Source organism: Lysinibacillus sp. RC79 (assembly GCF_041262405.1).
Classification (GTDB): domain Bacteria; phylum Bacillota; class Bacilli; order Bacillales_A; family Planococcaceae; genus Lysinibacillus.
The window spans coordinates 1-23,138 of sequence record NZ_JBGCCD010000013.1 but is presented as its reverse complement, the minus strand read 5'-3'; the positions used below and the strand labels follow the sequence as shown (position 1 = coordinate 23,138).

Genomic DNA, 23,138 nt, shown 5'->3' with positions numbered 1-23,138 from the left:
TAGTGTTAATCGTCGATGATGAAGAAAAGATTACAGAGGTATTGGCATCTTATTTTGAAAATAACGGAGATCATACATATATTGCACATACAGGAGAATCCGCAATCCAAGTGATCGATCAAGTACCTCTTGATATGATTATTTTAGATTTAATGTTGCCGGATATGGCTGGAGAAGACATTTGCCAATATGTAAAATCAAATTACGATATTCCTGTGATTATGCTTACAGCAAAAATCTCTATTGATGATAAGGTAATTGGATTTGAAATGGGCGCAGATGACTATGTAGTTAAACCATTTCATCCGAAAGAAATATTAATAAGAGCAGAAAGGTTGTTACCCAGTTCACATAAAAAACAAATTATTATTTTAGGACAGTTGGAATTCCATAAAGATGAGAGAAAAGTATTTGTAAATCATCAAAGCATTCAGCTCACGCCACATGAATTTAGCATTTTACTATTACTGGCTGAAAATCCTAAAAAGGTTTTTAGCAGGGATGATATTATTCAAAAAATATATAGTTTTGATTTGAACATAAATCCTCGTATTGTGGATCAACATATTAAAAATATTCGTAAAAAAATGAAGGAAGAGTACATCCAAACTGTCTTTGGTTTGGGATACAAAATAAATGAAAAGGTTATAAATCAATGAAATTTCATATAAAAATTGCCTTAATTATAGCTATCTTTTCTACAAGCATACTCTTATTCATCACAGGGATATTACTTTATAAAGGTCATGAACATTTGATGATGCTCCAAATTCCAGATTCTAAGGAATTAATTCACCATTTTGATATGGCATTAAGGGAAACGGCAATGTGGTCATTAGGCATTTTGCTTATTTTTATACTAATTTCTAGTTTATTAATTGCAAAAACATTAACGAAACCTATCCAAGAACTGAATCACTTTGCGTTAAGACTAGTGCGTGGAGACCGTCATTTAAATATCAGCTATACGATTAATGATCAAATTGGTCAATTAGGTAAATCACTGATGAAACTAGATGAAACATTAAACGCTTATGAACTCCGTCGGAAAGAAATGACACAGGATCTTGCACATGAAATTCGTAATCCATTAGCCTCAATAAAAAGCTATTTAAGTGCATTTGAAGATGGGATTTGGACAGCTACTCCAGATCGTTTGAAAGCATGTGTCGAGGAAATTGATAGGCTAATTCTTCTTGTTGGAGAATTAGATACATTAAATGATATTAATAATCCTACATTTAAGGTCATGATGAAAGAGCAACCGATTGCTAATGTAATCGAAAAGTCTGTTATTACGTTGGCAAGTGAATTACTTGAAAAAGAAATACAGGTAGAATTGGATTTAGACAAAACAATCTATGCAAAAGTAGATGCCTTGAGATTGAATCAAATTCTACACAATATTATAAAAAATGCAATGTACCATGTTCAAAAAGATGGCATTATATTCATCAAATTATTTAAAAAAAGTGGCGATTATATAATTCTTGTACATGATAATGGCGTTGGTATGGATGAAGAAACAAGTAAAAAAATCTTTGAACGAAATTACCGAGTGGAAAATCGATATACTGGTAACGGTATTGGTATGACAATTACCAAAAAACTAGTAGAAGCACATAACGGTACAATTTCCGTCAAAAGTGAGAAAAATATAGGAACAACATTTTGTATACAAATGCCGTTTTCTACATAATTCCTACACAACTGTTCTATATACTTTAGGTGAAAGGAATGGTTGACATGAGGAAAATAGCATTAGTAGTAGGTATTATTGCAAGTTTGGGTATACTTGGGGCTTGTAGCCAAGGAAAAAGTAACGATATGAAGGACATGGATCATTCCTCTATGAAGATGGAGGGGATGGATCACTCTTCAAAAGATATGAAAGACATGGATCATGACAAGATGAAGGGCCATGAGAGTCATAGCAATGTGGTAAGTTTAAACAATTCAACAGGGGAAAATGAAGTGAAAATCCCGGCTGAACTTAAAAGGAATAATAAAGATGAAAATGTATACACAGTTAAGGCTCAAAAAGGAAAAACAGAAATTTTCGATGGTGTTCAAACAAATACGTATGGGTATAACGGATCGTTTCTCGGCCCGATGATTCGTCTTGAAAAAGGTGAAACTGTAAAGATTAGAACTATCAATGAACTTGATGAGAATACAACTTTTCATTGGCATGGACTAGAAGTGTCAGGGGAAAAAGATGGTGGGCCACAAAGCATTCTGAAACCTGGAGAAGAAAAAATTCTCGAATTTAAAGTAAATCAGGAAGCAGCAACGCTATGGTTCCATCCCCATCCACATGGAAAAACGGCTGAACAGGTATATAACGGGCTTGCAGGCTTAGTTTATATTGAAGATGATCAATCAAAAAGTCTTGGATTGCCAAATGATTATGGAAAGAACGATTTCCCTTTGATTTTCCAAGATAGAACATTTGATGATAAGAAGCAATTGAATTATAGCTCTGCAATGAACACAGACGGAACGATTGGAGATACATTATTAATTAATGGAACGCTCAATTCTAAATTGACTGTAAACAAAGAGAAAGTGCGTCTTCGTTTATTAAATGGATCTAATGCTAGAAATTATACCTTTAAATTAAATACAGGGGATTCCTTTTTTCAAATCGCAACGGATGGTGGTTTCTTGAATGAACCCGTTTCTTTAAAAGAGATTACACTAACGCCTTCCGAAAGAGCAGAAATCGTAGTTGACTTTTCAAAAATGAAGGATGTTAATGACCTAGCTTTAATAAATGAGGATGGAACTGTCCTTTTACCATTTGTAGTTACTGATCAAAGTGGAGAGACGAGTAGGGTCCCTAAACAATTGAATGATCTGTCATTAGAAGATAAAGAAATGGATCTACCTGTCACAAAAAAAGTGGAACTCTTTGGAATGATGGACATGGTAACGATAAACGGGAAGAAATTTGATCCGGAAAGAATTGATTTTACCCAAAAACAAGGGGTTACTGAGGTATGGGAAATTTATAATAAACCAGATATGATGGGTGGCATGATTCATCCATTCCATATTCATGGAGCACAATTTACAATACTCTCTCGTGATGGGAAAAAGCCACCTGAAAATGAACTAGGATGGAAGGACAGTATCTCCGTAAAACCAGATGAGACAGTAAAAATAGCTGTAAAATTTAAGCATAAAGGCGTTTACATGTTCCATTGTCATATTCTAGAGCATGAGGATAATGGAATGATGAGTCAAATTAAGGTGGATTAACACTTAATTGTGATTAAAATGAAGTTTGATTAAAATCCTGTGTTAATTTTTTGATACAGGATTTTTCTTTTATATTCTTGTGAATGATTATAATGAATAGCTATTTTTTTAACGAAATATTGCACAGCTGATATCGAGGCGTTCTTAGCAGTTTGCCATCTGATATACAAAGACGTAGTAGTTGGTACTAAATCTGTGACTTACTATAAAAAATAGAAGGTGTTTATAGATGTATAGTTTAATGTCGAAAATAAGCCAAATCATTAGTGGACCTATTACAGTATTTTTAAACTCCTATGAACATTCCCCATTCATTGTTGCGATTCTTCTTGGATTAATAGGCGCTTTAGCTCCTTGTCAATTAACGGGGAATATGAGTGCTATTACTTTTTATGGAAATCGAACATTGCAAATGAAAAACAATTGGCAAGAAATTGTTTTTTTTAAACTTGGGAAAGTCGTCGTATTTAGTTTAATAGGTTTTTTCGCCTGGTTATTCGGTCAGTCCTTTGAAACTGAGATGACTAAGTATTTTCCTATTTTTCGTAAAGCGATTGGTCCAATCATGCTCATAACAGGACTCGTGCTAATTGGAATTTTAAAATTGAAATTTCTAAATCGAATACCTAAGTATATTCCGTCTGTTTTAAAAGAGGGGAAATTGGGCTCCTTTCTGATGGGTGCTAGTTTTTCCATAGCCTTTTGCCCTACGATGTTTGTGCTATTTTTCGTGTGGTTAATGCCAACAGTCGCAACTTCTTCGTATGGGGTAGCTTTACCGGCCATTTTTGGTATAGCAACCTCTGTGCCACTACTAGTGATGCTAGGGCTTATTCATTTATTTGACGCAAAAAGGTTCATTATGCGTACAAGCATGAAAATGGGACGAGTGATTCAAATTGTAGCGGGTGTTATTCTGATTTTTATAGGCGTTACGGATACGATTACATACTGGGGATTGTCTTAAAGAGAGGCAGAAGCAAGAAAAGTAAGGGTAGTATATTCAAACATAATAGCAATATCTACTTTCAATATTTCGCCTTTCTCCTGTTAAAATAAACAACCGCTTATAAATGGTTGTACAGGAGAAAGGCGAAATTTTTTGATTTCATTCATGGTAACGTGCTTTTATGTATAATAGAGCAGATAATACTAAAATTTTCTTTTAAACATATACAGAAAGAGTGAAAAAAATGATTGGTGCAACACTATTATTTATCCTCGCAGGAATTGGTGAAATAGGGGGCGGCTATTTAATTTGGCTTTGGTTAAGGGAAGGTAAACCATTTTATTGGGGAGTTATAGGCGGGATTGTGTTGGCTTTATATGGAGTTGTCGCTACTTTTCAGTCCTTCCCAACCTTTGGAAGAGTTTACGCAGCCTATGGGGGTGTCTTTATTGTCCTTTCCATTTTGTGGGGCTGGGGAATCGACGGAGAAAAACCAGACGTCTTGGATTGGGTTGGAGCTGGTATTTGTTTGATTGGTGTTTTGGTGATTTTAATACCTCGTTCATGATAGGTAGAATGTTACCTTATAAAAATTTTATGGACCTTTCCAATTTGAGTAAAATCATGTTGTGAAGGGTTTTTTATTTTAAATTTAAAATTTTATTGGAAAAAATAAAATTTTTGTAACGAATCTTATTAAATATCTATATATAAGTGTCACCGTAAAGATTCTAGAGAGAGGAGGGAGGAAAGTGGAGAATTTAAGTGAAATTTACAAATCTTATGCAGATGAAGTAAAACGGTTTCTTATTTGTTTAACAACTAATGTCGATTTAGCTGAGGAACTAACGCAAGAAACTTTTTATCAAGCTGTAAAGTCAATTGAGCGATACAACGGTGAATGTAAGATGTCTGTTTGGTTATGTCAAATTGCAAAGCATACATACTATAACCATTTAAAAAAGGAAAAACGTTATAGCCATAGTAGTGTAGAACAAATGATGGAAATGGGGTTGGATGTTCCATCTAATTCGGAATTACCAGACGTGGAACTTGCAAAACGTAATACATTTATTTCATTACATAGGGAAATTCATCTATTAAAAGAACCGTATCGTGAAATATTTTTACTTAGAACTTCCGTCAATCTTAGTTTCAAGGAAATTGGAGAGATATTCGATAAAAGCGAGAACTGGGCAAGGGTAACATATTATCGAGCTAAATTAAAATTGGTAGAAAGGGTGCGAGGTGATCATGATGAACTGTAATATTATAAAAGATTTATTACCTTCATATATTGATGGAATTTGTAGTGAAGATACTACTAAAGTTGTCGAGGAACATTTACATCATTGTGAAGAGTGTCGATTGTATTTAGAAGTGATGGAGCAGCCAACAAATAATATTCTGCCAGAAGAAGTAATGATAGCAAAAGCGCCATTTAAAAGAATAAATAAAAAACGTCGTATTCAAGTCTTAATTTCCATAATGATTACTTTTATTATTACAATTATAGGCTCTCTAGTTGTTCAAGAAGTGGGAGCTGTACATCAAATCTTTTTTCCGATGAGTACTGCTACTGTAAATTTAACGGATGATAAGGAAGAATGGAATACATTATATTTTAATGACGAAGATTATTTAAAGTTCGATAGTATTTTTTGGGACAAGGAAGTCGTTAATGATGCAAATAGTAATGGTAATGTAATCCTAAGAATCAAAGATGTAGATGGTCATGTTGTGGTTGATGAAATTGAGATATCACCAGGAAAAAGCATAAAATTGGATGGACTAAAAAATAATATAAAGTATTCTTTTGAAATTAAGGCTAAAAAAGGTCAGTTTTTCATTAATGTAGTTTGAAAACTAGAAGTTTGCTAAGATTACTATGTAAAACCACTAAATTTTCAAAATGATATGGAAGAACGTATATTACCAAATGAAAATATACGTTCTTAAACAAACGGAATGCTCGTTAGAAATTACGAAATGCAGTCAGGAATTTCAAACAAATAAATATAAAGAAAAAACGCTTGGATATTTTCCAAGCGTTTTTACGTCCTGAAATATTCGTCAATACTTTCTGCGATTTCATGTGTAAAATGACTGTTACCTTTTTACAGCAACAAAGCGTAATCTGCAATAATCAGCAACCCATTGATGATCCTGATAAAGCTTTGGCTTTAATAATTCTTCACATTTGTCATAAATCTGTTCTTTTTCAGTTTCTGATAAATGCTGAAGTATATTATTACTGAACATCACTAGCCAATTCCTTAGCCCATCCTCGCCTTGAAGCGGTGTTGGGCGCTCATATAGTGTAATCATTTCAACTGTAAATCCAGCGCCTTCCAACTTCGACTGATATTCTTCTAAAGTTGGAAAATACCATGGGAAATATTCCTTTATATAAGAAAGTTTTAATTCCTCCATACTTTTTTGAAGTGCCCAAACAATAGAAGCAATATTACCGTGTCCCCCCATTTCAGCGACGAATCGACCACCTTGTTTAAGTGCGCTGTAAATATTTTGAATGACTTTATCCTGCTGTTTCATCCAATGTAATGCAGCATTTGAAAAGACTGCATCGAATTGATTTGACATATGAAGTACGGTAGCATCCATTGTGTGAAACGTAATGTCTGGGTATTTTTGCTGTGCACCGATAATCATGTCATGGGATGCATCTATCCCTTGAACATGGGCACCAAGAGCAGCAATTTCATGAACTAAATCACCTGTACCACAGCCGACATCTAAAATACTTTCCTTTTTTTTGTGGTGCAAGTAAATCCACTAAGCTCCCTCCAAATTTTGAAACAAAGTCATGCTTTTTATCATATAAACTGGCATTCCATATTGTTGTCATTGTCCCTCAGCTCCTTTATTTTTAGCATAACAGAGAGTTTTATTGAACAGAAATGCGTAAAATTATCAATTTTGATTCCGAATTGGAATATAAGAGAGATAAACGCTGTAATAATGCGATACCGCTTCTGACCAATATCCATTGACTCAATCGGCTCATTGAAAGCCCTGCCGGAATGTAAATCAACCTCACGTTATGTTGATAAGCCAATATTGCTTTTGTTTTATTAATTTTATTAATTCGCACACTTTATTGTGTTACCGAAATATTGTTGTTTTTTTGTCAACATTTTTGGATAAATAGGCACCATTTGTCAACACGAATAATATGATATAAAAAAATAAGGGGTGTGGTTGAGTGAATTGGTTAATCATTTTGGCTTTTACTTTTTCATCCAGTATCGATAATTTGGGTGTCGGACTTTCATACGGGATTCGAAAGATAAATGTTAGATTTGATAAAAATATTTTAATCTCGGTCATTTGTTTTCTTATGAGTATGGCAGGCATTACATTTGGTGTATGGCTGTCAAAAATTCTTCCAGGTATGCTTCCTGTGGTCATCGGAGCGTTATTATTATTTATAATCGGAATTCGGATTATTCTTTTGGCTAAACCGCGGAAACAAGAAACTTCAATAGTGGATAGTAACAATGAAATACAGTCCAATAATAATGTTCAAGATATTTTAAGAAATCCCGAGGGTGCTCAATTCAATAAGTCTGGGGAAATTGGATGGGGAGAAGCTGTACTTCTCGGCATTGCCTTAGCGGCGAATGCACTTACGAATGGAGTAGGTGCAGGTTTACTCGGTCTTTCGCCGCTTGTCATCTCGATACTTGCTGCAATTGGGAGTTTTATTACGGTTTGGTTAGGTGTCAATTTAGGAAGTAAAGTAGCGGATGTTCGGATAGGCACATTTACTGTAGGGCAATTTGGAACAATTATTAGTGGAGTAATGTTGTTAATAATTGCTTGTGCTGCTTTCTTTTAACTTCTTTCAGTGGACGCAATTATGTCAAGCCGCGTAAATGTCTTTAAGTGTTGACAAAATGTCAACGTAATTATACACTTCTTGAGAATGATAATTTCATTTTAAACAACTGCTTTAAGTCATGTTAGTCACTGTAAGAAGGGAGAATCGAAAATGGCTGAACAGAGAAACAGTAATACACTTGGTTTATTGCTGAGAGAGTTATTGAAAGAACGTTCATTATCTATGCGGAAGTTTAGTGAACTCACTGAAATCGATACAGCTACGATCTCACGGATAATAAATGATAAGAGAAAAGCGACACCACAACATTTAGAAAAATTTGCTGACTGCCTTGAAGTTCCTTTAATCAATCTTTTTGAAGCAGCAGGATACCCGATTGAACAGAAACAAGAAGAATCAGATTCAGATTCAGACATTCATACGTCTGTTGACGCAATACAAGCTCTTCTTAAATCTTCAAATGTTTACGATGATCAATTTACGGTATCAAATGTTGAACAGAAACTAGAAAGCTATGGATTATATGCGCAAACAGAAGAAGGTAAAAATACGATTCTTAAGGATTTTGATGAAAAAATTAAGAGTGTAGGAAGCATAGGTCCATTTATAAGCCAATTAAAAGAGCTATATGAGAAATTCACATCGGGGAAAGGAACACTTTTTGAACTAACCTTAATTGGAAGTACATTATTATATTTTATTATTCCAGTAGATGTTATACCGGATTATTTATTTCCTATTGGTTATTTAGACGATGCAATAGCCGTACAACTTACTACAAAGGCATTACTAAAAAAAATAACTTAGAGTTAAATGATAGGTGGATTGATTTATGAGAAGAAGTAAAAAGAATCGTAAATGGCTAAGAAATTTGTTCTTAGCATTCGCATTAGTAGTCGTAGCAGGGATTATTTATGGGGTTTATCAATACAATAGCGGATTGGCTATGGCAGACGATAGTCATATAAAAGATAACGAAAAGGCGTATGACCCATTTGAAGGTGCGGATGTGCAATTTGGTCAGATTAATGTGCTATTAATGGGAAGTGACGCTAGAGACGAGGATGGTAGATCGGATAGTTTAATGATTGCACACTATGATCAAACGACAAATGATGTCAAACTGATTTCTATTATGAGGGATACGTATGTAGACATCCCAGATCACGGAATGAATAAAATAAATGCTGCTTTTGCTTTTGGAGGTCCTGAACTTGTAAGGAAAACAATTAAGCAAAATTTTGATATTGATGTTAATTACTACGCTCTTGTGGATTTTAAAGGTTTCCCTAAAATTATAGATCTTTTAGCACCGGATGGGATTGAGGTTGATATTCCTTATGAAATGTCTCATGGAATTGGTATGACATTACATCCTGGTGAACAAGTTTTACATGGTAACGAGTTATTAGGTTATGTACGTTTCCGCCACGATCGTTTAAGTGATTTTGGGCGAGTGGAACGCCAGCAAGAAGTTTTGACAAAGGTCAAAGAACAAATCGGTGTTTCAAGTTTAATGAATTTACCAAAAATACTGGGTGTTGCAGATTCCTACATTGATACAAATGTTGATAATAAAACAATCCTGACAATTGCAAAAGGGATGGTAAATGGAAAGTCTAAAGGTATTGACACTTTACGAATTCCTGTTGCAAATGCTTATGAAGACAAACGAGTAGATGTAGGTGACGTCTTGGATATTGACTTAGATAAGAACAAACAGGCATTAGAAGAGTTTTTATCATCAAAGGACAATGAAAAAAATACTAAGACAGACGACGTTTCATCTTAAGAAACAAGGGCATCAAGCAATACACAATAAAATTAGAGTATGTTTTGAACAGTTTTTCAAAGCATACTCTTTTTGTTATTTTAATAAAGTTCACAAAGCTGAAAGACACTAAAGAAAAAAGGTAGCTGACGAATTCATCAGCTACCCATCTTATTTTTCAAGCTTCGTTAATGTTTTACCGCTCCAACCAAAGATGACCGTCAAAATTGGTCCGAGTAGACAGAAGAAGGTAAATGGTAGGTAAGTTGTTGTTGGTATATCTAGTACACTAGCAATGAAAATACCACAAACACTCCACGGGACAAGAGGATTGACTACAGTACCTGCGTCTTCCATAACCCGGGATAAATTTTTAGGAGCCAGCCCGACCTTCTCAAATTGTGCTTTAAATGCTTCACCAGTTAGTAGGATGGATAAATATTGCTCACCAATTAATGTGTTAACACCAATCCCCGTAATGGCAGCTCCTGTAATAACAGAGCCAGCACTTTTAAAGAAGCTCTCTACCTTCGCTAAAATACTTTGAATAATGCCGAGCGTAAATAATAGACCGCCCATTGTTAAGGCTAATAAGACTAAGGCAATTGTAAATAGCATACTGTTCATACCACCGCGACTCAGTAATGCATCCACATCTTCATTACCCGTAGTAGATACATAGCCTTCAAAAAGGATTTTAAAGACATTTGATAGTGCAATCGGTTCTTGTATATAGGCAAGTCCAACACCGATAACTGAGACGACTGCGAGTGTGATAAGTGCAGGTGCTTTATAAAAAGTCATAATAACGAGAACAACTATTGGCAATAATGTATACCAATGAATAAGTCCAGTTGACAGTAATCCCTCTTTAAATTGCTCAACTGTTTCAAAAGAAGTATTTCCTCCTGTTGGCGATAATATTGCATAAAGGACGAATGAGATCACGAAAGCTGGAATTGTTGTCCAACCCATATTTTTAATATGCTCGAAAAGATCTACGCCAACCGTACCAGATGCAAGATTTGTTGTATCCGATAGCGGAGACATTTTATCACCAAAGAAAGCTCCTGAAACAATCGCACCAGCTGTTATTGCTAATGAGATGTCCATTGCACCGGCAATTCCCATAAAGGCAACGCCCACAGTTGCTACAGTAGTTAAAGAACTACCAACAGAAACACCAACGATACTACAAATCAAAAATACGATTGCAAAGAAAAAGCTTGGTGAAACCGTTAAAAAACCGTAATAGATGAGCGTTGGAATTGTGCCGCCCATAATCCAGCTTGAAATTAGAATACCAATAAAGAAGAAAATAAAAATTGCTCCAAGTCCAGCACTTGCACCTGCAACCATCCCAGCTTCAAGCTCACGAAAAGGAACTTTTTTTAGTAATCCATAGGCAAGTAAAAGTGAAATCACAAGAAAAATAGGTATATGGGGTGTTGCTTTTAAATACCCAATACTGAATGCCATCGTGGCAATAATTAAAAGTATAATAAAGCTTGCCTCGATAAATCGAGGGTTACTCTTTGCTTCTATTCGAAACATGCTAATCCTCCTACTAGTTACTTCTTCGCTTCAACGCGGTGAAGCCTAAAAGAATTATAGCACGCTAATAAATTTTGTCAATTGACTGATAAATTTTGTTAATGAAATCGGTTGTATTTTTCTTTAATGGATACTGAAATAATCCCATGCATTTTTGACAATTAATGTACAAGTCATGATGATAAAAATAATACGCATCATTTTTGTCCCACGTTTCAGCGCAAATTTCGAACCCATGATTGCACCGAAAATCATGACGAAGCCCATAGGTAAACCGTATAAAAAATTTACCTTTCCTAATAGTAAAAACATAGCAAGTGCGGCTAAGTTCGATGTGAAATTAAAGGCTTTTGCATTGCCAGCAGCTTGCAAGAAATCATTTCCCATCATTAATAAAATAAAAATAAAAAAAGAACCAGTGCCAGGTCCGAAGAAACCATCGTAAAAGCCAACAGCAGCAAAAGCGCCAATAAAGGCTATTTTCTTCACAGTGCTTAATGTCCGTTCTTCAGGTTGTTGTCCCCAATCTTTTTTGAAAATTGTATAAGCGGTAACAAGGACGAGCATAACAAGCATTAGAGGCTTTAAAATAGCTGGTGAAACGAGATGCACGGTGTATGCACCAATGAATGAACCAATAAATATAAAAGGCATTATTTTCTTATTCTTTTTAACATCAACCTTGCCAGCTCGTAAAAAAGTTAACATGCTAGTCCCGTTGCTAATTGTATTGGCGAGTTTGTTTGTGGCAATTGCAGTACTTGGAGGTAAACCAACTGCCATAAGCGCAGGTAATGAAATTAATCCACCGCCACCGACAATCGCATTTAACTTCTTTCAGCAAATGAATGCGGTTTTAAGTCACTTTCCAGCGGGTGTCCAAACATCCGCTGAAAGAAGTTAAAGCCTCCGGCGGATGTCACAGAATCGGAAAGGAGTTCTTTGTGCAAGCACAAAGCCGATTCCGGACGCAATTATGCCGAGGCATAATTGATAAAGGATGCGATAAAGCCAAGTACTAAAAGTATTACAAGTGATAGTAAATCGATCTCCATATGTATGATACTCACAACCTTCTTTACGCATATTGTGTAAGTTACACTTTTCTTATTACAGTACTGCGAATTGTAATAAATGACAATGGAGGAATGTAAATATCGTTTACAATTCCTTAACATTGAAAACGATGAAAAAATAGAAGGAAAAAAAGTTTTTTCAAGTATTTTTATAAAAATGAAAGAAAAAACGGTAATATTTGAAGAAAAATCGATAATTTTTGTTACTGAGTTTCCAACGTTTTCAACTTGGAAAAGTACCTAAAAATAATTGTGGCGAATTTTATATTACATTTTTGTAAATTCAACTATTTTATGTTTAAAAATCTGTAGAATTATGTGAAAGTTTTGTTATGATGATTGCAGAAATCGACAATATTCATTCAACAGGAGGAACATGATGTTCAACTCAAACAAGCAAGATCCATTTTTCAAAGCATTATTAAACATTTCTAAAAATGTCAAAGAAGGTATTTACTATGCACATAATGCACGTATTCAAGATATAGATGCACTAAAAGAAATCGCAGACACAATGAAGCAATATGAAACAAGTGGAGATAAATTAATTCACGAGCTTATCGTTATGCTAAATAAATCATTTATGACACCTATTGAGCGTGAAGATATTTTATCACTTGCCAATAAATTAGATGATGTCATTGATGGTATGGAAGGCTGTATTGCTCATTTTGATATGTATAATTTAACAGAAGTTACAGATCCGATGCGCCAATTCTTAACATATATCGCGAAAAGTACAGACGAAATGGTTCAAGCAATGGAGTTATTAAATAGTAAAAAGCTTGTTGAAATGCGTAAACATGCTATTCAAATAAAGGACTACGAGCGTGAATGTGATGAAATTTTCCGTTCTTCTATGAAGCAATTATTTATTCAAGAAAAAGATCCGATGCGCATCATCGTCTTCAAGAGTATATATGAACAATTTGAAGATATTGCAGACTGCTGCCAAACTGTAGCAAACACAATTGAAACAATAATTATGCGTAACGCGTAAGATGGAGTGTAAGAAATGGATACGATATTACTGATAACAATATTAGTCGTTATGTTCGCACTTGTGTTTGATTTTATTAACGGCTTCCATGATACAGCCAACGCAATAGCAACTTCTGTATCAACCAGAGCATTGAAGCCACGTACAGCAGTATATATGGCTGCCCTTATGAACTTCGTTGGAGCTATTACATTCGTTGGGGTAGCAAAAGCATTAACAAAGGATATTGTAGACCCGTTCAGCTTAAATGCTTTTGATGGAGATATTACAGGTTCTGTCGTTATTTTAGCGGCATTATTATCAGCGATTACTTGGAATTTAGTAACATGGTACTTTGGAATTCCGTCTAGTTCATCGCATACATTGATTGGTTCTGTTGCAGGTGCTGCAATTGCAGCGGCAGGCTTTAATGTATTGAACTATAGCGGCTTTATAAAAATTCTTCAGGCACTTATTTTCTCACCAATACTTGCGTTTGCAGGCGGTTTCTTAATGATGACTTTAATGAAAGTTTTATTTAAGGATACAAATTTATATCGAACGAATAAAGGCTTCCGGACAATGCAAATTGGTACAGCCGCTTTACAATCATTTACACACGGTACAAACGATGCGCAAAAAGCGATGGGGATTATTACGCTCGCTTTAATTGCAGGAGGCTTGCATCATACAGACGATATTCCTCTATGGGTACGTTTTGCAGCAGCATGTGCGATGGGTCTTGGTACTTCTGTAGGTGGTTATAAAATCATCAAAACAGTCGGCGGCAAGATTATGAAAATCCGTCCAGTAAACGGGGTAGCAGCAGACCTTGCTTCTGCATCCATCATCTTCGGTGCGACATTAATTCACTTACCAGTATCTACAACACATGTTATTTCTTCATCTATCATGGGAGTAGGAACAGCACACCGTGTTAAAGGTGTTAAATGGGGCATGGCACGAAAAATCGTGACAACATGGGTAATCACCATGCCAATTTCAGCAGTCATGGCTGCAGCTATTTACTTTATTTTAAGTTTATTTTTCTAACATAGTGGGGGAATGCACAAATTGCGTGCATTCCTTTTTTGATTGATTAATTCGAATTGGGTAGAAAGAAAGCGACGGAAAGTCCGTCTAGAACGATGGAAAGAAAAGGCGAAGCGACGGAAGGCCCGAGCAGAACGACGGATGGGAAAGAAGGCGACGGAAAGGCAGGGTAGAACGACGGAAAGAAAAGGCGAAGCGACGGAAAGCCCGAGCAGACCAACGGATGGGAAAGAAGGCGACGGAAAGCTCGAGCAGAACGACAGAAAGGCAGATGTGGCTATTAATGAAATCAATAACTATACGGAATTAGAAGTCGATTATAAAGAAATTAAGAGTGGACGTAGTATTACTCACTTTGAAATCTATTGGTCTAAGGGCGAGGTGATTAGTGCAGCGAGTGCAAATCAACTGAATGAAATTTACAAGTACCTTAATGCGATTATGGAAGATACATTTAAAATAATAGGTATGAATGATACCGAGAAACGGGATAAAGGATTGAATTTATTAACATCCGCCAAGGAAATTGAACAAGAAATAGAATCCGAAGAAGTCTCTGCATCCAGGGCTGATTTTCTTATTACTAATTTAAAGAATATGCTGGCTCAAATAAATATACTATTTGTTGAAGAAAATAGAAAAGCACCCCAGTTTTATAATTGGCTTGAAGAACGAGATGAATAATATCATTTTAAATTATGTAGTACATGTTTAATAGTTCAATGTTAAAAAAGCCGAACTTAGTTTTTAAGCTAAGTGATATTGAGGAATTTATTGACCGAAATCCAAATCGTTAATTTATTAGCTAAAAGACCACTCAGTGTGAAGTGTGCTCAAAAGTTAGACACATATTAATTAAGCAAAATTGTAAGGATTAAGTTCGATATTGTACCAAAGCTGCGGAATACACATTAAATCGTGTACACGGATTAAAGGCTTTTCTATTCGATGGTCGAATTGAAATCGATAATAATCCAGCTGAAAATGCGATTCGTCCAAATGTGATTGGTCGTAAGAACTGGCTCTTTTCTGTTAGTGAAGCAGGCGCTAAAGCGAATGCCATCTGTTTAAGTTTGGCTGAAACGGCAAAAGCAAACGGCATCGATTTCTATCAATACCTAGTGACGTTAATGACAGAATTGCCAAATTTACTGATTCACCAGCAGCCAGAGATTTTAAATAATTACATGCCTTGGTCGAAAAAAATCCAAGCCACATGTGCAAAATAGCCATCTATCCGAAAAAAATTAGGATAGATGGCAATTCATCGTGTGTACCGAAAAGGTGCGCTTTTTTATATTTCGGGCTTACGACGTAATAGTTTAGCGCCAAGTTGAGCTTTTGCTGTATGGAATTGACCATATATTAATCCAATATCTTCTCTAGTTGACATACCCATGACTTGGCTACATGTAACTAATCCAGCTGCAAGGTCACCTGTTAGAGCAGCACTAATCTCTGGACATTAAATTTTGCACCAGGAGGAATATCCTCAATTCGTGCAACAGGTCTCTCTGGTGGTGCAGGAGGCAGAGCAACGCCGTTAGTTTTTAATATTTTTTCTAACTGTTTTGCTTCTTCTCTACAAGTGTCGATGATATCTTCGATAACTTTTCTTAAATCTTCATCACCAGAATGGTTGTAAAATGTTTGATACCCAGCTATGGAGCCATAATTCACTGTAAGATGTGTCCAGATACTAAATACTTCACCGTAGTGTAATGGTTCGTCTTTAGGGTTTACACTAAGTATTCCCATACTTGCACTTCCTTTCTTATTTGAACATTTTAAACATGGATATTATGGGTGAAAAAAGAAATAAAATTCGTTTTTTTAAGAAATATAATTGAGCTTCATACAATACTAAGTCCATTCATTGATTTTTTATCAGATACTTGTTGTTGTGCCTCTGCATTTTTATGACTGGACACTAATTAGATTTATTAAAACCAATCGTTATTGTTCAAGAAAGTAAACTATGTCCGATATTAAAAGTGAATATATTACAAATTCAGGAGGGCATAATGAATATTCAATTGGGAAGTACTAATTACCTTAGCACCCAAAAAAAAGATGGCTCTAATCGTTTATCAGATGATTTGTTTTTAGATAAAGATAAAAAGTCCAAAGCAACATATGAAATCAGAAAAGAGAACGGCTATATACGTCATTATGTAACAAAAGCAAATGGCGAAAAAGTCATGATTAAAGAAACAAAGATACCAAAATCTCAAGAAAATGAACAGGGTTCTAGCGATATAAAGGATATGATCACCGACATGCTTATGAATCAACTAACAAAAGTTTTGGATAAAGAACAATTCGATAAGTTTTCTAAAACAGGATTATCAGGTCAAAAAGAAAAACAGAAAGAAAAACAGATTGAAAAATATGCTACAAGTATTTAATTTGAATGAGGTTGATTTAGTTCCCGAAGCGTAGTTTAATACCTTAGCGTTGTAAATCCGCATTTTTTCTGCCCCCCATAATACTTACAGAGCTTAGCCTAGATACGTGTGGTATGTTTTTCACCCAAAATTTTTTCAATGTTAAAAATGGTCACGATTTATCCGTAAGCCCGAATTATAAAAAAATAGGCACACCTTTTCGGTACGCATCACGAATGGGGCTGGGACATAACTAAATGGTTCCTTCATAAAGCCGAATAATCTCTAAATTAACAAAACACGCTAAATAGAAAAACCGAACTTTTCCGAAACACTTCATGAGAGTTTCATTGGATAGTTCGGTATTTTTGTTGGCTGAAACACATTTGTCCCAGCCTCATTTCTTACGATTAGTCAACCTTATTTAAAGAATAATTTATATTTTTATGAGTGTGAAGTTGTGAGGGATATCCCTCACAACTTCACACTCATTTTTAGATACGCCAAAGAGACCTGACGAATTTTATTTTTTTCGAAAGGTCATTATGATATAGTTCTATGTAGGTGATTACGATTTCTGAGCTGGTAGTGCGGACTCATAATCGTAAAGAATGCCACGCGTCAGTAACTGAAATGTCACTTTCAGAAACTTATTGATGCAGGCGATGATCGCAACCTTATGAGGCTTCCTCTGAGGTTGCTTTTTTAATTTGTAGTAATAGTCCACAAAATGATTCGGTTTTCCTTTAGCCATAAGCATGGCGCACACCATAAAATATAAAATCTTACGTAGATGTTTGTTTCCTCGTTTATTAATCCTGTCTCGATATTGCGTATTCCCAGACTGGTACCGCATAATATCAATGCCTGCGTAAGCGTTCAGTTGTTTCGCATTTTGAAAACGGCGGATGTCACCAACTTCTCCAATTAATCGGCACGCCGTTGAATCGCCAACCCCAGGAATCGAACGAAATACTAGATATTCTTTTCGTCCTTTCGACAATTCCACCATCTGTTTCACAAGCGCATCTTTCTTCTCTAGTAAATCCGCAATGCGAGCTGCGTAATCTCGTGCTTGATCACAACGAAAATCTGTGGGTTTAATCGCCGGGTAACTATTTTCAGCTGCTTCTAATAATGTAATAGCTTTAGCCTCCGCACGCATTAGCGATAGGTTTTTTCGCGTATTGACCTTTAAACGATTTTTAATAATCGTTTTTGAATGGGCCTGTAAAAGTGCAGGGTGAGGATATAGTTGTACAATATTTAAAAATAGTGCTGAACTCGGTGTAATCAGCTTTTTTCTAATTCTGGAAAACTCAGCTGTAAAATGGCATGCATTCTACTTTTGAGTAAAATGATTTCTTCCTTTTGTTGCGAGTATGAGTCGGTTAGGTTATTCCTTATCTCATGAACGCCTGGCACCCTCATGGTTGGATAACATCAATAAAAAATATTCAACCCCTAGTCGTGCAGTTTTATTAGTGGGATCGATTGCAGTAATAGGTTTATTGTTAAGTTTTATTTTTCACATTGAATTAGACCAGCTAGTGTTTATTCCTAACTCTTTAGCGATCGCCACCTATGTTGTTGGTACAGCAGCAGGAGTTAAGTTGATTACAAATGTTTTGGGTAAGGTGTTAGCTGCGATATCTTGTATACTATGTCTAGCGGCTTATCCTTTTATCGGCTCTTTTATCGCGATTCCAATTATTGTGGCTCTTTCATGTATCGGGTATATCACTTGGAGAGCAAAAAGAGAGAAATATCATACTAAAGAAACGTAGTTAATTCTTTCTTCAGTCTCTCTAATATAATAATATAGGGATGGTTCTATTGTTCCTTATTCTAAAGCTACATCGATAGATTGGAATAAGAATTGATAACTACTTTATCATCTTTTGATGATTTTAAATTAATCGTTACACAATCATAAAAGATTGAAAGGCTTAGGCGTTATTCCTAAGCCTTTTTGAGGTTTTCAATGAAAAAAGTTATGAATATAGCATTGGTTTTATGTATTCAAAAAGACTCCAAATGTAGGGAAAAAAGAATCTTTTTAAGTTGTTTAATTCTTATTGAACTAACCGTGCAGCATTCCTGTTTGAAGGATGTTCGATGTCTTGAAAGAAAAGGAGCCCTCTAGTATGATGCATGAGTGTCAACGACCATTGACCCATCATCAAACAAGGAGGACTCCTTTATGCATTCTAAATGGAATAATAAAATTAATCAAGTAACTGAAAATACACTCGTTATTGGTATGGATATTGCCAAGCATATTCATTACGCATGCTTTGTCGATGAACGCGGGCGAGTAATAGAAAAAGCTTTTGCCGTACATCAATCGAAAGAAGGGCTTCGAAAACTTGTATGAAAAGATTCTTCAAACGATGAAGGAAGCTAAGAAAACTGAAGTAATAATAGGGATTGAGCCTACAGGCCACTACTGGATGAACTTAGCCTATTTCTTAGATCAATACGGAATCCCACTAGTCATCGCTCGCTTATTAAAGGATGGACGTTTCAGTTATCCACGTATACTGAAAGACATTGAAGCTGAGCTTCGCATTGGTTCTACTCTTCGTTCAAAATTGACGGAGGATTTGGCTAGTATCAAAAACCGAATCATCCGTTGGCTTGACCGCTACTTTCCAGAGTTCTCAAGTTTTTTCTAATTTCGGGAAGATGGCACTTGTAACACTAGAAATGACACCATTACCAAAAGATATTAAAGAGAAAACAGCTGAAGAGCTGGTCTTTCTTTACCGACAGGTAAAGGGAATGAGAGCTCCACAGTTACCGAAAGCCAAGCTTCTCATAGAAGCCGCGCAAAACTCTATCGGACTGACAGAAGGAACACAGCTGGCCCAACATGAAATCGCCACGCTCTTACGTCAGTATCGGTTATTAGAAACCGAAATTGAAACTTTAAATGAACAATTAGCAGCAATGGCACAAATAACAATTGAATATGAAATACTGGCTTCAATTCCTGGTTTAGGAGACGTGACAATCGTTGATTTACTATCAGATGTAGGAAGCTTCTCACTTTATGAAAATCCACGCCAACTCATAAAACTAGCGGGATTAACATTACGTGAAAGTTCGTCTGGTCAACATAAGGGACAAAAATATATCTCTAAACGAGGACGAAAGAAGCTTAGAAACACTCTATTCAAGGTTATAGTCCCGCTTATTCGTCATAACGAAGCGTTTAAAAAGCTTCATGAATATTACACAACAAGACAACAAAATCCCTTAAGGGGAAAGCAATCAATGGTGATACTCCGTGGTAAACTACTGAAGGTATTACATGGCATATGCAAAAAGAAAGTCTTTTTTAACGAACAACATATGATGAATGACCTCTATTGTCTCGCAGAGGCAGCGTAATTAATTCTTTCATCGAACTATAAAAGAAGGATGACACGGAGAAGCCAGCAAAATAACTAAACTCAGACTATGAGTCTCCGGTGCAGCATAGCAGGCCTCTGCCTTATGAATAGACCGAACGAAGGAATGTAAGCGCAAATGACGCTAAGCGACATGGGAGGGTACGTCGTCATAAGTATTGCAGAGATCCATTGTGCATCACATAGTGGATTAAAAAGCTAATGATTTCCATTAGTTTTAGCGAAGCGTACACTCAGGTTGTAAATTATAACTATAAATTAAAAATACTGTTTATAAATCAAGTGATAAAATATTTTTTCTTCATCACGAAGTGGTGGAAACAGTTGATACATCAATGTTTATAGAGGGAGGTTAGTTCAACAGTGTTGTTTAACTTGTGTTCAACAATCGGACCAGATAGTGAAGTAAAAACTAGGAAGACAACAGATATTAAAATCCGTTGTCTTTTTGTTTGTTTATGAAGCATTCCTGCTTTGAAATCTTTTATAAGGTAGTATGGAAACCAAGAGCAGTAAAACACCAAACAGCACAAATAAAGCAGAACCAGGCAGTACATGATACAATGCGGAGGACATTCCACCAAGCGCCATGCCTGAATAACGGACGAAGTTAAAAACTCCTAAAGCTGTTCCTCGGTGCTCGCTGTACTCATTGCTAATAAGCGTCGAGAATAGGGGAGCAGAAAACCCAACCATAATTCCATAACCAAATAAGATAATACTTAACCCCACAAGTGATTGAGCGTGAAGTACACCAAATAGTATGACCTGCAATGGCATAAAAATTAACAGTGAGATAAACAAAGTATTTAGGGATATTTTTTTCTGCAACCTTTTAAATAACATACTTCCGACAATCATGCTGACTGTCAAAGGTAAATATAGTAATCCAATGAACTGTAAAGATACATGATAATGATCATGGAGCAAGACAGGCAGATAGACGAGAATAGCAAAATAGATGAAAAACACTAAAAAACTGACGATCATAATACTTGTTCCAATATAATGGGAAAAGACTGCCTTATAGGCATGGATAAATCCCTTGGACTGTTTTTCGTCAGTTTCATCCTGTTTTTCACTTGGCAGCAGATAAACAATGAACATCAGCAAGGAAACCGCCATAATCAAAAGAAAAAGGAAAATTCCCTCATAACCAAAAAACTCTCCAATAAAACCTCCAACCACAGGTGAAACGGCGGGAGCAAGGGTAAGCAGGATTTGATATGTTCCCATGGCACTTCCTCTTGCTTCACCTTCAAATAACTGTGCAATCATACTAATTGCAACTAAAGGGATTATCCCGGCCCCGATTGCCTGAATCATTCTGAAAAGCGTAAACAACGTAAAACTGTTGGTGTAAGTACAAATGACTGCTGATACGCCCATCAAAAGAAGGCTAATGAGCAATAATCTTTTTTTATTTTGATGATCAACCACTGTTCCCAGAACAATCTGTATCACCGCAATAATAAAGATAAAGCTACTGACCGTAAAATTCACCCAGCTGATGGATACTTCAAACGAATCCCGAATAAGGGGAATGATCGGCGTATAGATGTTCTGGCTTAAAGAAGCAAAAAACGTGCTAATACTCAGGGCAAATAAGACAAAAGATTTTTTTGAGCTACACTCTTTTGCATATTTATTCTCCAAATGGAACGTCATCACCTTTTAGTTTGTCAGTAATCATTTCTAAAAAAGTTATAATGGTTTCTAACTCGTCTGTATTGAAACTATCCAATAGGCGCAAATATCGATTCCTTACCTTCTCATGCAATTGATCGTGGATAGAGGCAAGTTGCTTCCCGAAATCAGTAAGGAGATAGTGAACTTCTTTTTGATTGGTCTCCTGTCTGGTCTCGACAATAACGTTCTTCTCTAGCATTTTTTTGATTGCCTTTGTAATGGCTGGCTTGGAGACGTTTAACGTTTCCGAAAGGGATGTATTATTCGCAGATCCCTGCGCCTTGATGGCTGAAACAATGTGTAATTGAGTGAGAGTCCAATCCATAACAATGGAGTTTTCTTCATTTTTTTTACTGAAGCTTTTACTCTTTTGAACGGCTTCTCTTTCTTTGATAAATTGTTGCAAAGCATTCAACGCTTTCTTCTTTTTGTCTAAATGATTCATAATGTATCACCTAACTTTTTGTTTATTTTTAACTAGTTAACAATATTAGTTTACCAGTTAACAAAAAGAGGTGTCAAGTGTAAATTAACTGTTAAACAAACGGGCGCGATTGTTTAATAAGCGTCGCTGTTCTTCTTAAACTCCCATGAAAGAACGAAATAATCTTTCATTCTCTGTGGTGTATCGCTGGTTTTTGCGCTACATGGCTGGCTAACGGAGCAGGTTTGTTGTGCGAAATGTTCCTAGTTCAAATGGATGATGGTTACATTAATCCGGTAAAGGCTAGGCAGTTCCTTTCGGAATTGAAGGGTTATATCGAAGAATCAAATGATAGGGTAACGCCTAGAAGGGTTCTCTCTTAATCGAATAGCACTTGATTTAGTAAGAATGAAAGTGTTATAAGCTTGGCGAAAAGGCGTGAGAATTTACCGTAACAGTTCGGCTGACGAAAGCCTACCCGCGGGGGTGGTGTAAATCATGATGCTTGAGTTGAATGAATATGGTGAGAATGCGAATGAACCTAAAAGAAAAGGTTAAGCTGACAAACTTCTGAATGTACGGGTCTATAACTGCGATACATAGAAATGTGTATGTTACCAAATTGTGAGGTTAGATGTGGGTGAGTAAGACTAGCTAATATGAAAATCCATGATACGTTATAGGCGTATGAATGCTAACAGGCTTACAGGA

21 protein-coding genes and 3 pseudogenes are annotated in these 23,138 nt (G+C 35.8%); 17 read left to right on the top strand and 7 right to left on the bottom strand.

What is annotated here, in order from left to right; genetic code table 11:
- Nucleotides 1-2: 2 nt before the first annotated feature.
- From ABH968_RS13870 to ABH968_RS13840, 7 genes are all read left to right on the top strand, one after another.
- The gene (locus tag ABH968_RS13870) at nucleotides 3-659 is read left to right on the top strand and encodes a response regulator transcription factor (RefSeq protein ID WP_370044777.1); all 657 of its coding nucleotides are present in this window, start codon (nucleotides 3-5) and stop codon (nucleotides 657-659) included.
- Entirely contained in the window at nucleotides 656-1,699 is a 1,044-nt protein-coding gene (locus ABH968_RS13865) for a sensor histidine kinase (protein ID WP_370044775.1), read from the top strand. The genes ABH968_RS13870 and ABH968_RS13865 overlap by 4 nt, the downstream gene beginning before the upstream one ends.
- Nucleotides 1,700-1,746: 47 nt before the next feature.
- Nucleotides 1,747-3,264, top strand: a complete 1,518-nt coding sequence (locus ABH968_RS13860) for a multicopper oxidase family protein (RefSeq protein ID WP_370044773.1) — start codon at nucleotides 1,747-1,749, stop codon at nucleotides 3,262-3,264.
- Between the two features lie 229 nt (nucleotides 3,265-3,493).
- Nucleotides 3,494-4,231 carry an urease accessory protein UreH domain-containing protein gene (locus tag ABH968_RS13855; RefSeq protein WP_370044772.1) on the top strand — a complete coding sequence of 246 codons (738 nt, stop codon included), beginning with the start codon at nucleotides 3,494-3,496 and terminating at the stop codon, nucleotides 4,229-4,231.
- A gap of 226 nt (nucleotides 4,232-4,457) precedes the next feature.
- Nucleotides 4,458-4,781, top strand: coding sequence for a YnfA family protein (locus ABH968_RS13850; RefSeq protein ID WP_370044770.1), 324 nt, complete (start codon nucleotides 4,458-4,460; stop codon nucleotides 4,779-4,781).
- A gap of 184 nt (nucleotides 4,782-4,965) precedes the next feature.
- A complete protein-coding gene (locus tag ABH968_RS13845) occupies nucleotides 4,966-5,481 on the top strand; it encodes an RNA polymerase sigma factor (RefSeq protein WP_370044769.1) in 516 nt (171 codons plus the stop codon).
- A complete protein-coding gene (locus tag ABH968_RS13840) occupies nucleotides 5,468-6,076 on the top strand; it encodes a zf-HC2 domain-containing protein (RefSeq protein ID WP_370044767.1) in 609 nt (202 codons plus the stop codon). The genes ABH968_RS13845 and ABH968_RS13840 overlap by 14 nt, the downstream gene beginning before the upstream one ends.
- Nucleotides 6,077-6,322: 246 nt before the next feature.
- Here ABH968_RS13840 and ABH968_RS13835 read toward each other — a convergent pair whose 3' ends face one another.
- Nucleotides 6,323-7,000, bottom strand: coding sequence for a class I SAM-dependent methyltransferase (locus ABH968_RS13835; RefSeq protein WP_370044766.1), 678 nt, complete (start codon nucleotides 6,998-7,000; stop codon nucleotides 6,323-6,325).
- A 439-nt stretch (nucleotides 7,001-7,439) separates the two neighbouring features.
- Between ABH968_RS13835 and ytaF the strand changes: the two genes are divergently transcribed.
- The 3 genes from ytaF to ABH968_RS13820 all read left to right on the top strand — a co-directional run bounded on the left by ytaF (nucleotide 7,440) and on the right by ABH968_RS13820 (nucleotide 9,870).
- Entirely contained in the window at nucleotides 7,440-8,075 is a 636-nt protein-coding gene (ytaF, locus tag ABH968_RS13830) for a sporulation membrane protein YtaF (RefSeq protein WP_370044764.1), read from the top strand.
- 153 nt (nucleotides 8,076-8,228) lie between these two features.
- Nucleotides 8,229-8,885, top strand: coding sequence for a DUF1232 domain-containing protein (locus ABH968_RS13825; protein WP_370044762.1), 657 nt, complete (start codon nucleotides 8,229-8,231; stop codon nucleotides 8,883-8,885).
- Nucleotides 8,886-8,910: 25 nt separating this feature from the next.
- The gene (locus ABH968_RS13820) at nucleotides 8,911-9,870 is read left to right on the top strand and encodes an LCP family protein (RefSeq protein ID WP_370044760.1); all 960 of its coding nucleotides are present in this window, start codon (nucleotides 8,911-8,913) and stop codon (nucleotides 9,868-9,870) included.
- A 150-nt stretch (nucleotides 9,871-10,020) separates the two neighbouring features.
- On the opposite strand, the gene nhaC is transcribed toward ABH968_RS13820, so the two are convergent.
- Nucleotides 10,021-11,403, bottom strand: a complete 1,383-nt coding sequence (gene nhaC / locus ABH968_RS13815) for a Na+/H+ antiporter NhaC (RefSeq protein WP_370044758.1) — start codon at nucleotides 11,401-11,403, stop codon at nucleotides 10,021-10,023.
- Nucleotides 11,404-11,526: 123 nt separating this feature from the next.
- A complete protein-coding gene (locus tag ABH968_RS13810) occupies nucleotides 11,527-12,186 on the bottom strand; it encodes a sulfite exporter TauE/SafE family protein (RefSeq protein WP_370044756.1) in 660 nt (219 codons plus the stop codon).
- Between the two features lie 672 nt (nucleotides 12,187-12,858).
- On the opposite strand from ABH968_RS13810, the gene ABH968_RS13805 reads away from it, so the two are divergent.
- The 4 genes and pseudogenes from ABH968_RS13805 to ABH968_RS27850 all read left to right on the top strand — a co-directional run.
- A complete protein-coding gene (locus tag ABH968_RS13805; RefSeq protein ID WP_370044754.1) occupies nucleotides 12,859-13,479 on the top strand; it encodes a DUF47 domain-containing protein in 621 nt (206 codons plus the stop codon).
- Nucleotides 13,480-13,494: 15 nt separating this feature from the next.
- Nucleotides 13,495-14,511 carry an inorganic phosphate transporter gene (locus ABH968_RS13800; protein ID WP_370044752.1) on the top strand — a complete coding sequence of 339 codons (1,017 nt, stop codon included), beginning with the start codon at nucleotides 13,495-13,497 and terminating at the stop codon, nucleotides 14,509-14,511.
- A gap of 141 nt (nucleotides 14,512-14,652) precedes the next feature.
- The gene (locus ABH968_RS13795) at nucleotides 14,653-15,195 is read left to right on the top strand and encodes a hypothetical protein (protein ID WP_370044750.1); all 543 of its coding nucleotides are present in this window, start codon (nucleotides 14,653-14,655) and stop codon (nucleotides 15,193-15,195) included.
- A 209-nt stretch (nucleotides 15,196-15,404) separates the two neighbouring features.
- Nucleotides 15,405-15,740 (top strand): annotated as a pseudogene (locus ABH968_RS27850) (IS66 family transposase); the annotation flags it as partial.
- Between the two features lie 65 nt (nucleotides 15,741-15,805).
- Here ABH968_RS27850 and ABH968_RS13780 read toward each other — a convergent pair.
- Nucleotides 15,806-16,269, bottom strand: a pseudogene (locus ABH968_RS13780) (DUF3231 family protein).
- Nucleotides 16,270-16,535: 266 nt separating this feature from the next.
- On the opposite strand from ABH968_RS13780, the gene ABH968_RS13775 reads away from it, so the two are divergent.
- Nucleotides 16,536-16,919, top strand: coding sequence for a hypothetical protein (locus ABH968_RS13775; RefSeq protein WP_370044748.1), 384 nt, complete (start codon nucleotides 16,536-16,538; stop codon nucleotides 16,917-16,919).
- Nucleotides 16,920-17,466: 547 nt separating this feature from the next.
- Here the strand turns inward: ABH968_RS13775 and ABH968_RS13770 are convergent.
- Nucleotides 17,467-18,063, bottom strand: coding sequence for a transposase (locus tag ABH968_RS13770; protein ID WP_370044746.1), 597 nt, complete (start codon nucleotides 18,061-18,063; stop codon nucleotides 17,467-17,469).
- Between the two features lie 217 nt (nucleotides 18,064-18,280).
- On the opposite strand from ABH968_RS13770, the gene ABH968_RS13765 reads away from it, so the two are divergent.
- Complete coding sequence (locus ABH968_RS13765) at nucleotides 18,281-18,685, top strand: APC family permease (protein ID WP_370044744.1); 405 nt, start codon at nucleotides 18,281-18,283, stop codon at nucleotides 18,683-18,685.
- Between the two features lie 416 nt (nucleotides 18,686-19,101).
- A pseudogene (locus ABH968_RS13760) lies at nucleotides 19,102-20,294 on the top strand (IS110 family transposase).
- Nucleotides 20,295-20,770: 476 nt separating this feature from the next.
- Here ABH968_RS13760 and ABH968_RS13755 read toward each other — a convergent pair.
- Entirely contained in the window at nucleotides 20,771-21,970 is a 1,200-nt protein-coding gene (locus tag ABH968_RS13755; RefSeq protein ID WP_370044742.1) for an MFS transporter, read from the bottom strand.
- Nucleotides 21,960-22,448, bottom strand: a complete 489-nt coding sequence (locus ABH968_RS13750) for a MarR family transcriptional regulator (RefSeq protein ID WP_370044740.1) — start codon at nucleotides 22,446-22,448, stop codon at nucleotides 21,960-21,962. Before ABH968_RS13750 ends, ABH968_RS13755 begins: the two co-directional genes overlap by 11 nt.
- Nucleotides 22,449-23,138 lie beyond the last annotated feature (690 nt).

Bases quoted from the DNA above. Each gene is read 5' to 3' on its own strand.
- ABH968_RS13775 (WP_370044748.1), top strand. From the start codon at position 16,536: ATGAATATTCAATTGGGAAGTACTAATTACCTTAGCACCCAAAAAAAA.
- ABH968_RS13865 (WP_370044775.1), top strand. From the start codon at position 656: ATGAAATTTCATATAAAAATTGCCTTAATTATAGCTATCTTTTCTACA.
- ABH968_RS13770 (WP_370044746.1), bottom strand. From the start codon at position 18,063: ATGCGTGCGGAGGCTAAAGCTATTACATTATTAGAAGCAGCTGAAAAT.
- ABH968_RS13750 (WP_370044740.1), bottom strand. From the start codon at position 22,448: ATGAATCATTTAGACAAAAAGAAGAAAGCGTTGAATGCTTTGCAACAA.
- ABH968_RS13805 (WP_370044754.1), top strand. From the start codon at position 12,859: ATGTTCAACTCAAACAAGCAAGATCCATTTTTCAAAGCATTATTAAAC.
- ABH968_RS13860 (WP_370044773.1), top strand. From the start codon at position 1,747: ATGAGGAAAATAGCATTAGTAGTAGGTATTATTGCAAGTTTGGGTATA.
- ABH968_RS13855 (WP_370044772.1), top strand. From the start codon at position 3,494: ATGTATAGTTTAATGTCGAAAATAAGCCAAATCATTAGTGGACCTATT.
- ABH968_RS13850 (WP_370044770.1), top strand. From the start codon at position 4,458: ATGATTGGTGCAACACTATTATTTATCCTCGCAGGAATTGGTGAAATA.
- ABH968_RS13795 (WP_370044750.1), top strand. From the start codon at position 14,653: ATGGGAAAGAAGGCGACGGAAAGGCAGGGTAGAACGACGGAAAGAAAA.
- ABH968_RS13840 (WP_370044767.1), top strand. From the start codon at position 5,468: ATGATGAACTGTAATATTATAAAAGATTTATTACCTTCATATATTGAT.
- ABH968_RS13810 (WP_370044756.1), bottom strand. From the start codon at position 12,186: ATGGCAGTTGGTTTACCTCCAAGTACTGCAATTGCCACAAACAAACTC.
- ABH968_RS13820 (WP_370044760.1), top strand. From the start codon at position 8,911: ATGAGAAGAAGTAAAAAGAATCGTAAATGGCTAAGAAATTTGTTCTTA.
- ABH968_RS13825 (WP_370044762.1), top strand. From the start codon at position 8,229: ATGGCTGAACAGAGAAACAGTAATACACTTGGTTTATTGCTGAGAGAG.
- ABH968_RS13800 (WP_370044752.1), top strand. From the start codon at position 13,495: ATGGATACGATATTACTGATAACAATATTAGTCGTTATGTTCGCACTT.
- ABH968_RS13765 (WP_370044744.1), top strand. From the start codon at position 18,281: ATGAGTCGGTTAGGTTATTCCTTATCTCATGAACGCCTGGCACCCTCA.
- nhaC (WP_370044758.1), bottom strand. From the start codon at position 11,403: ATGTTTCGAATAGAAGCAAAGAGTAACCCTCGATTTATCGAGGCAAGC.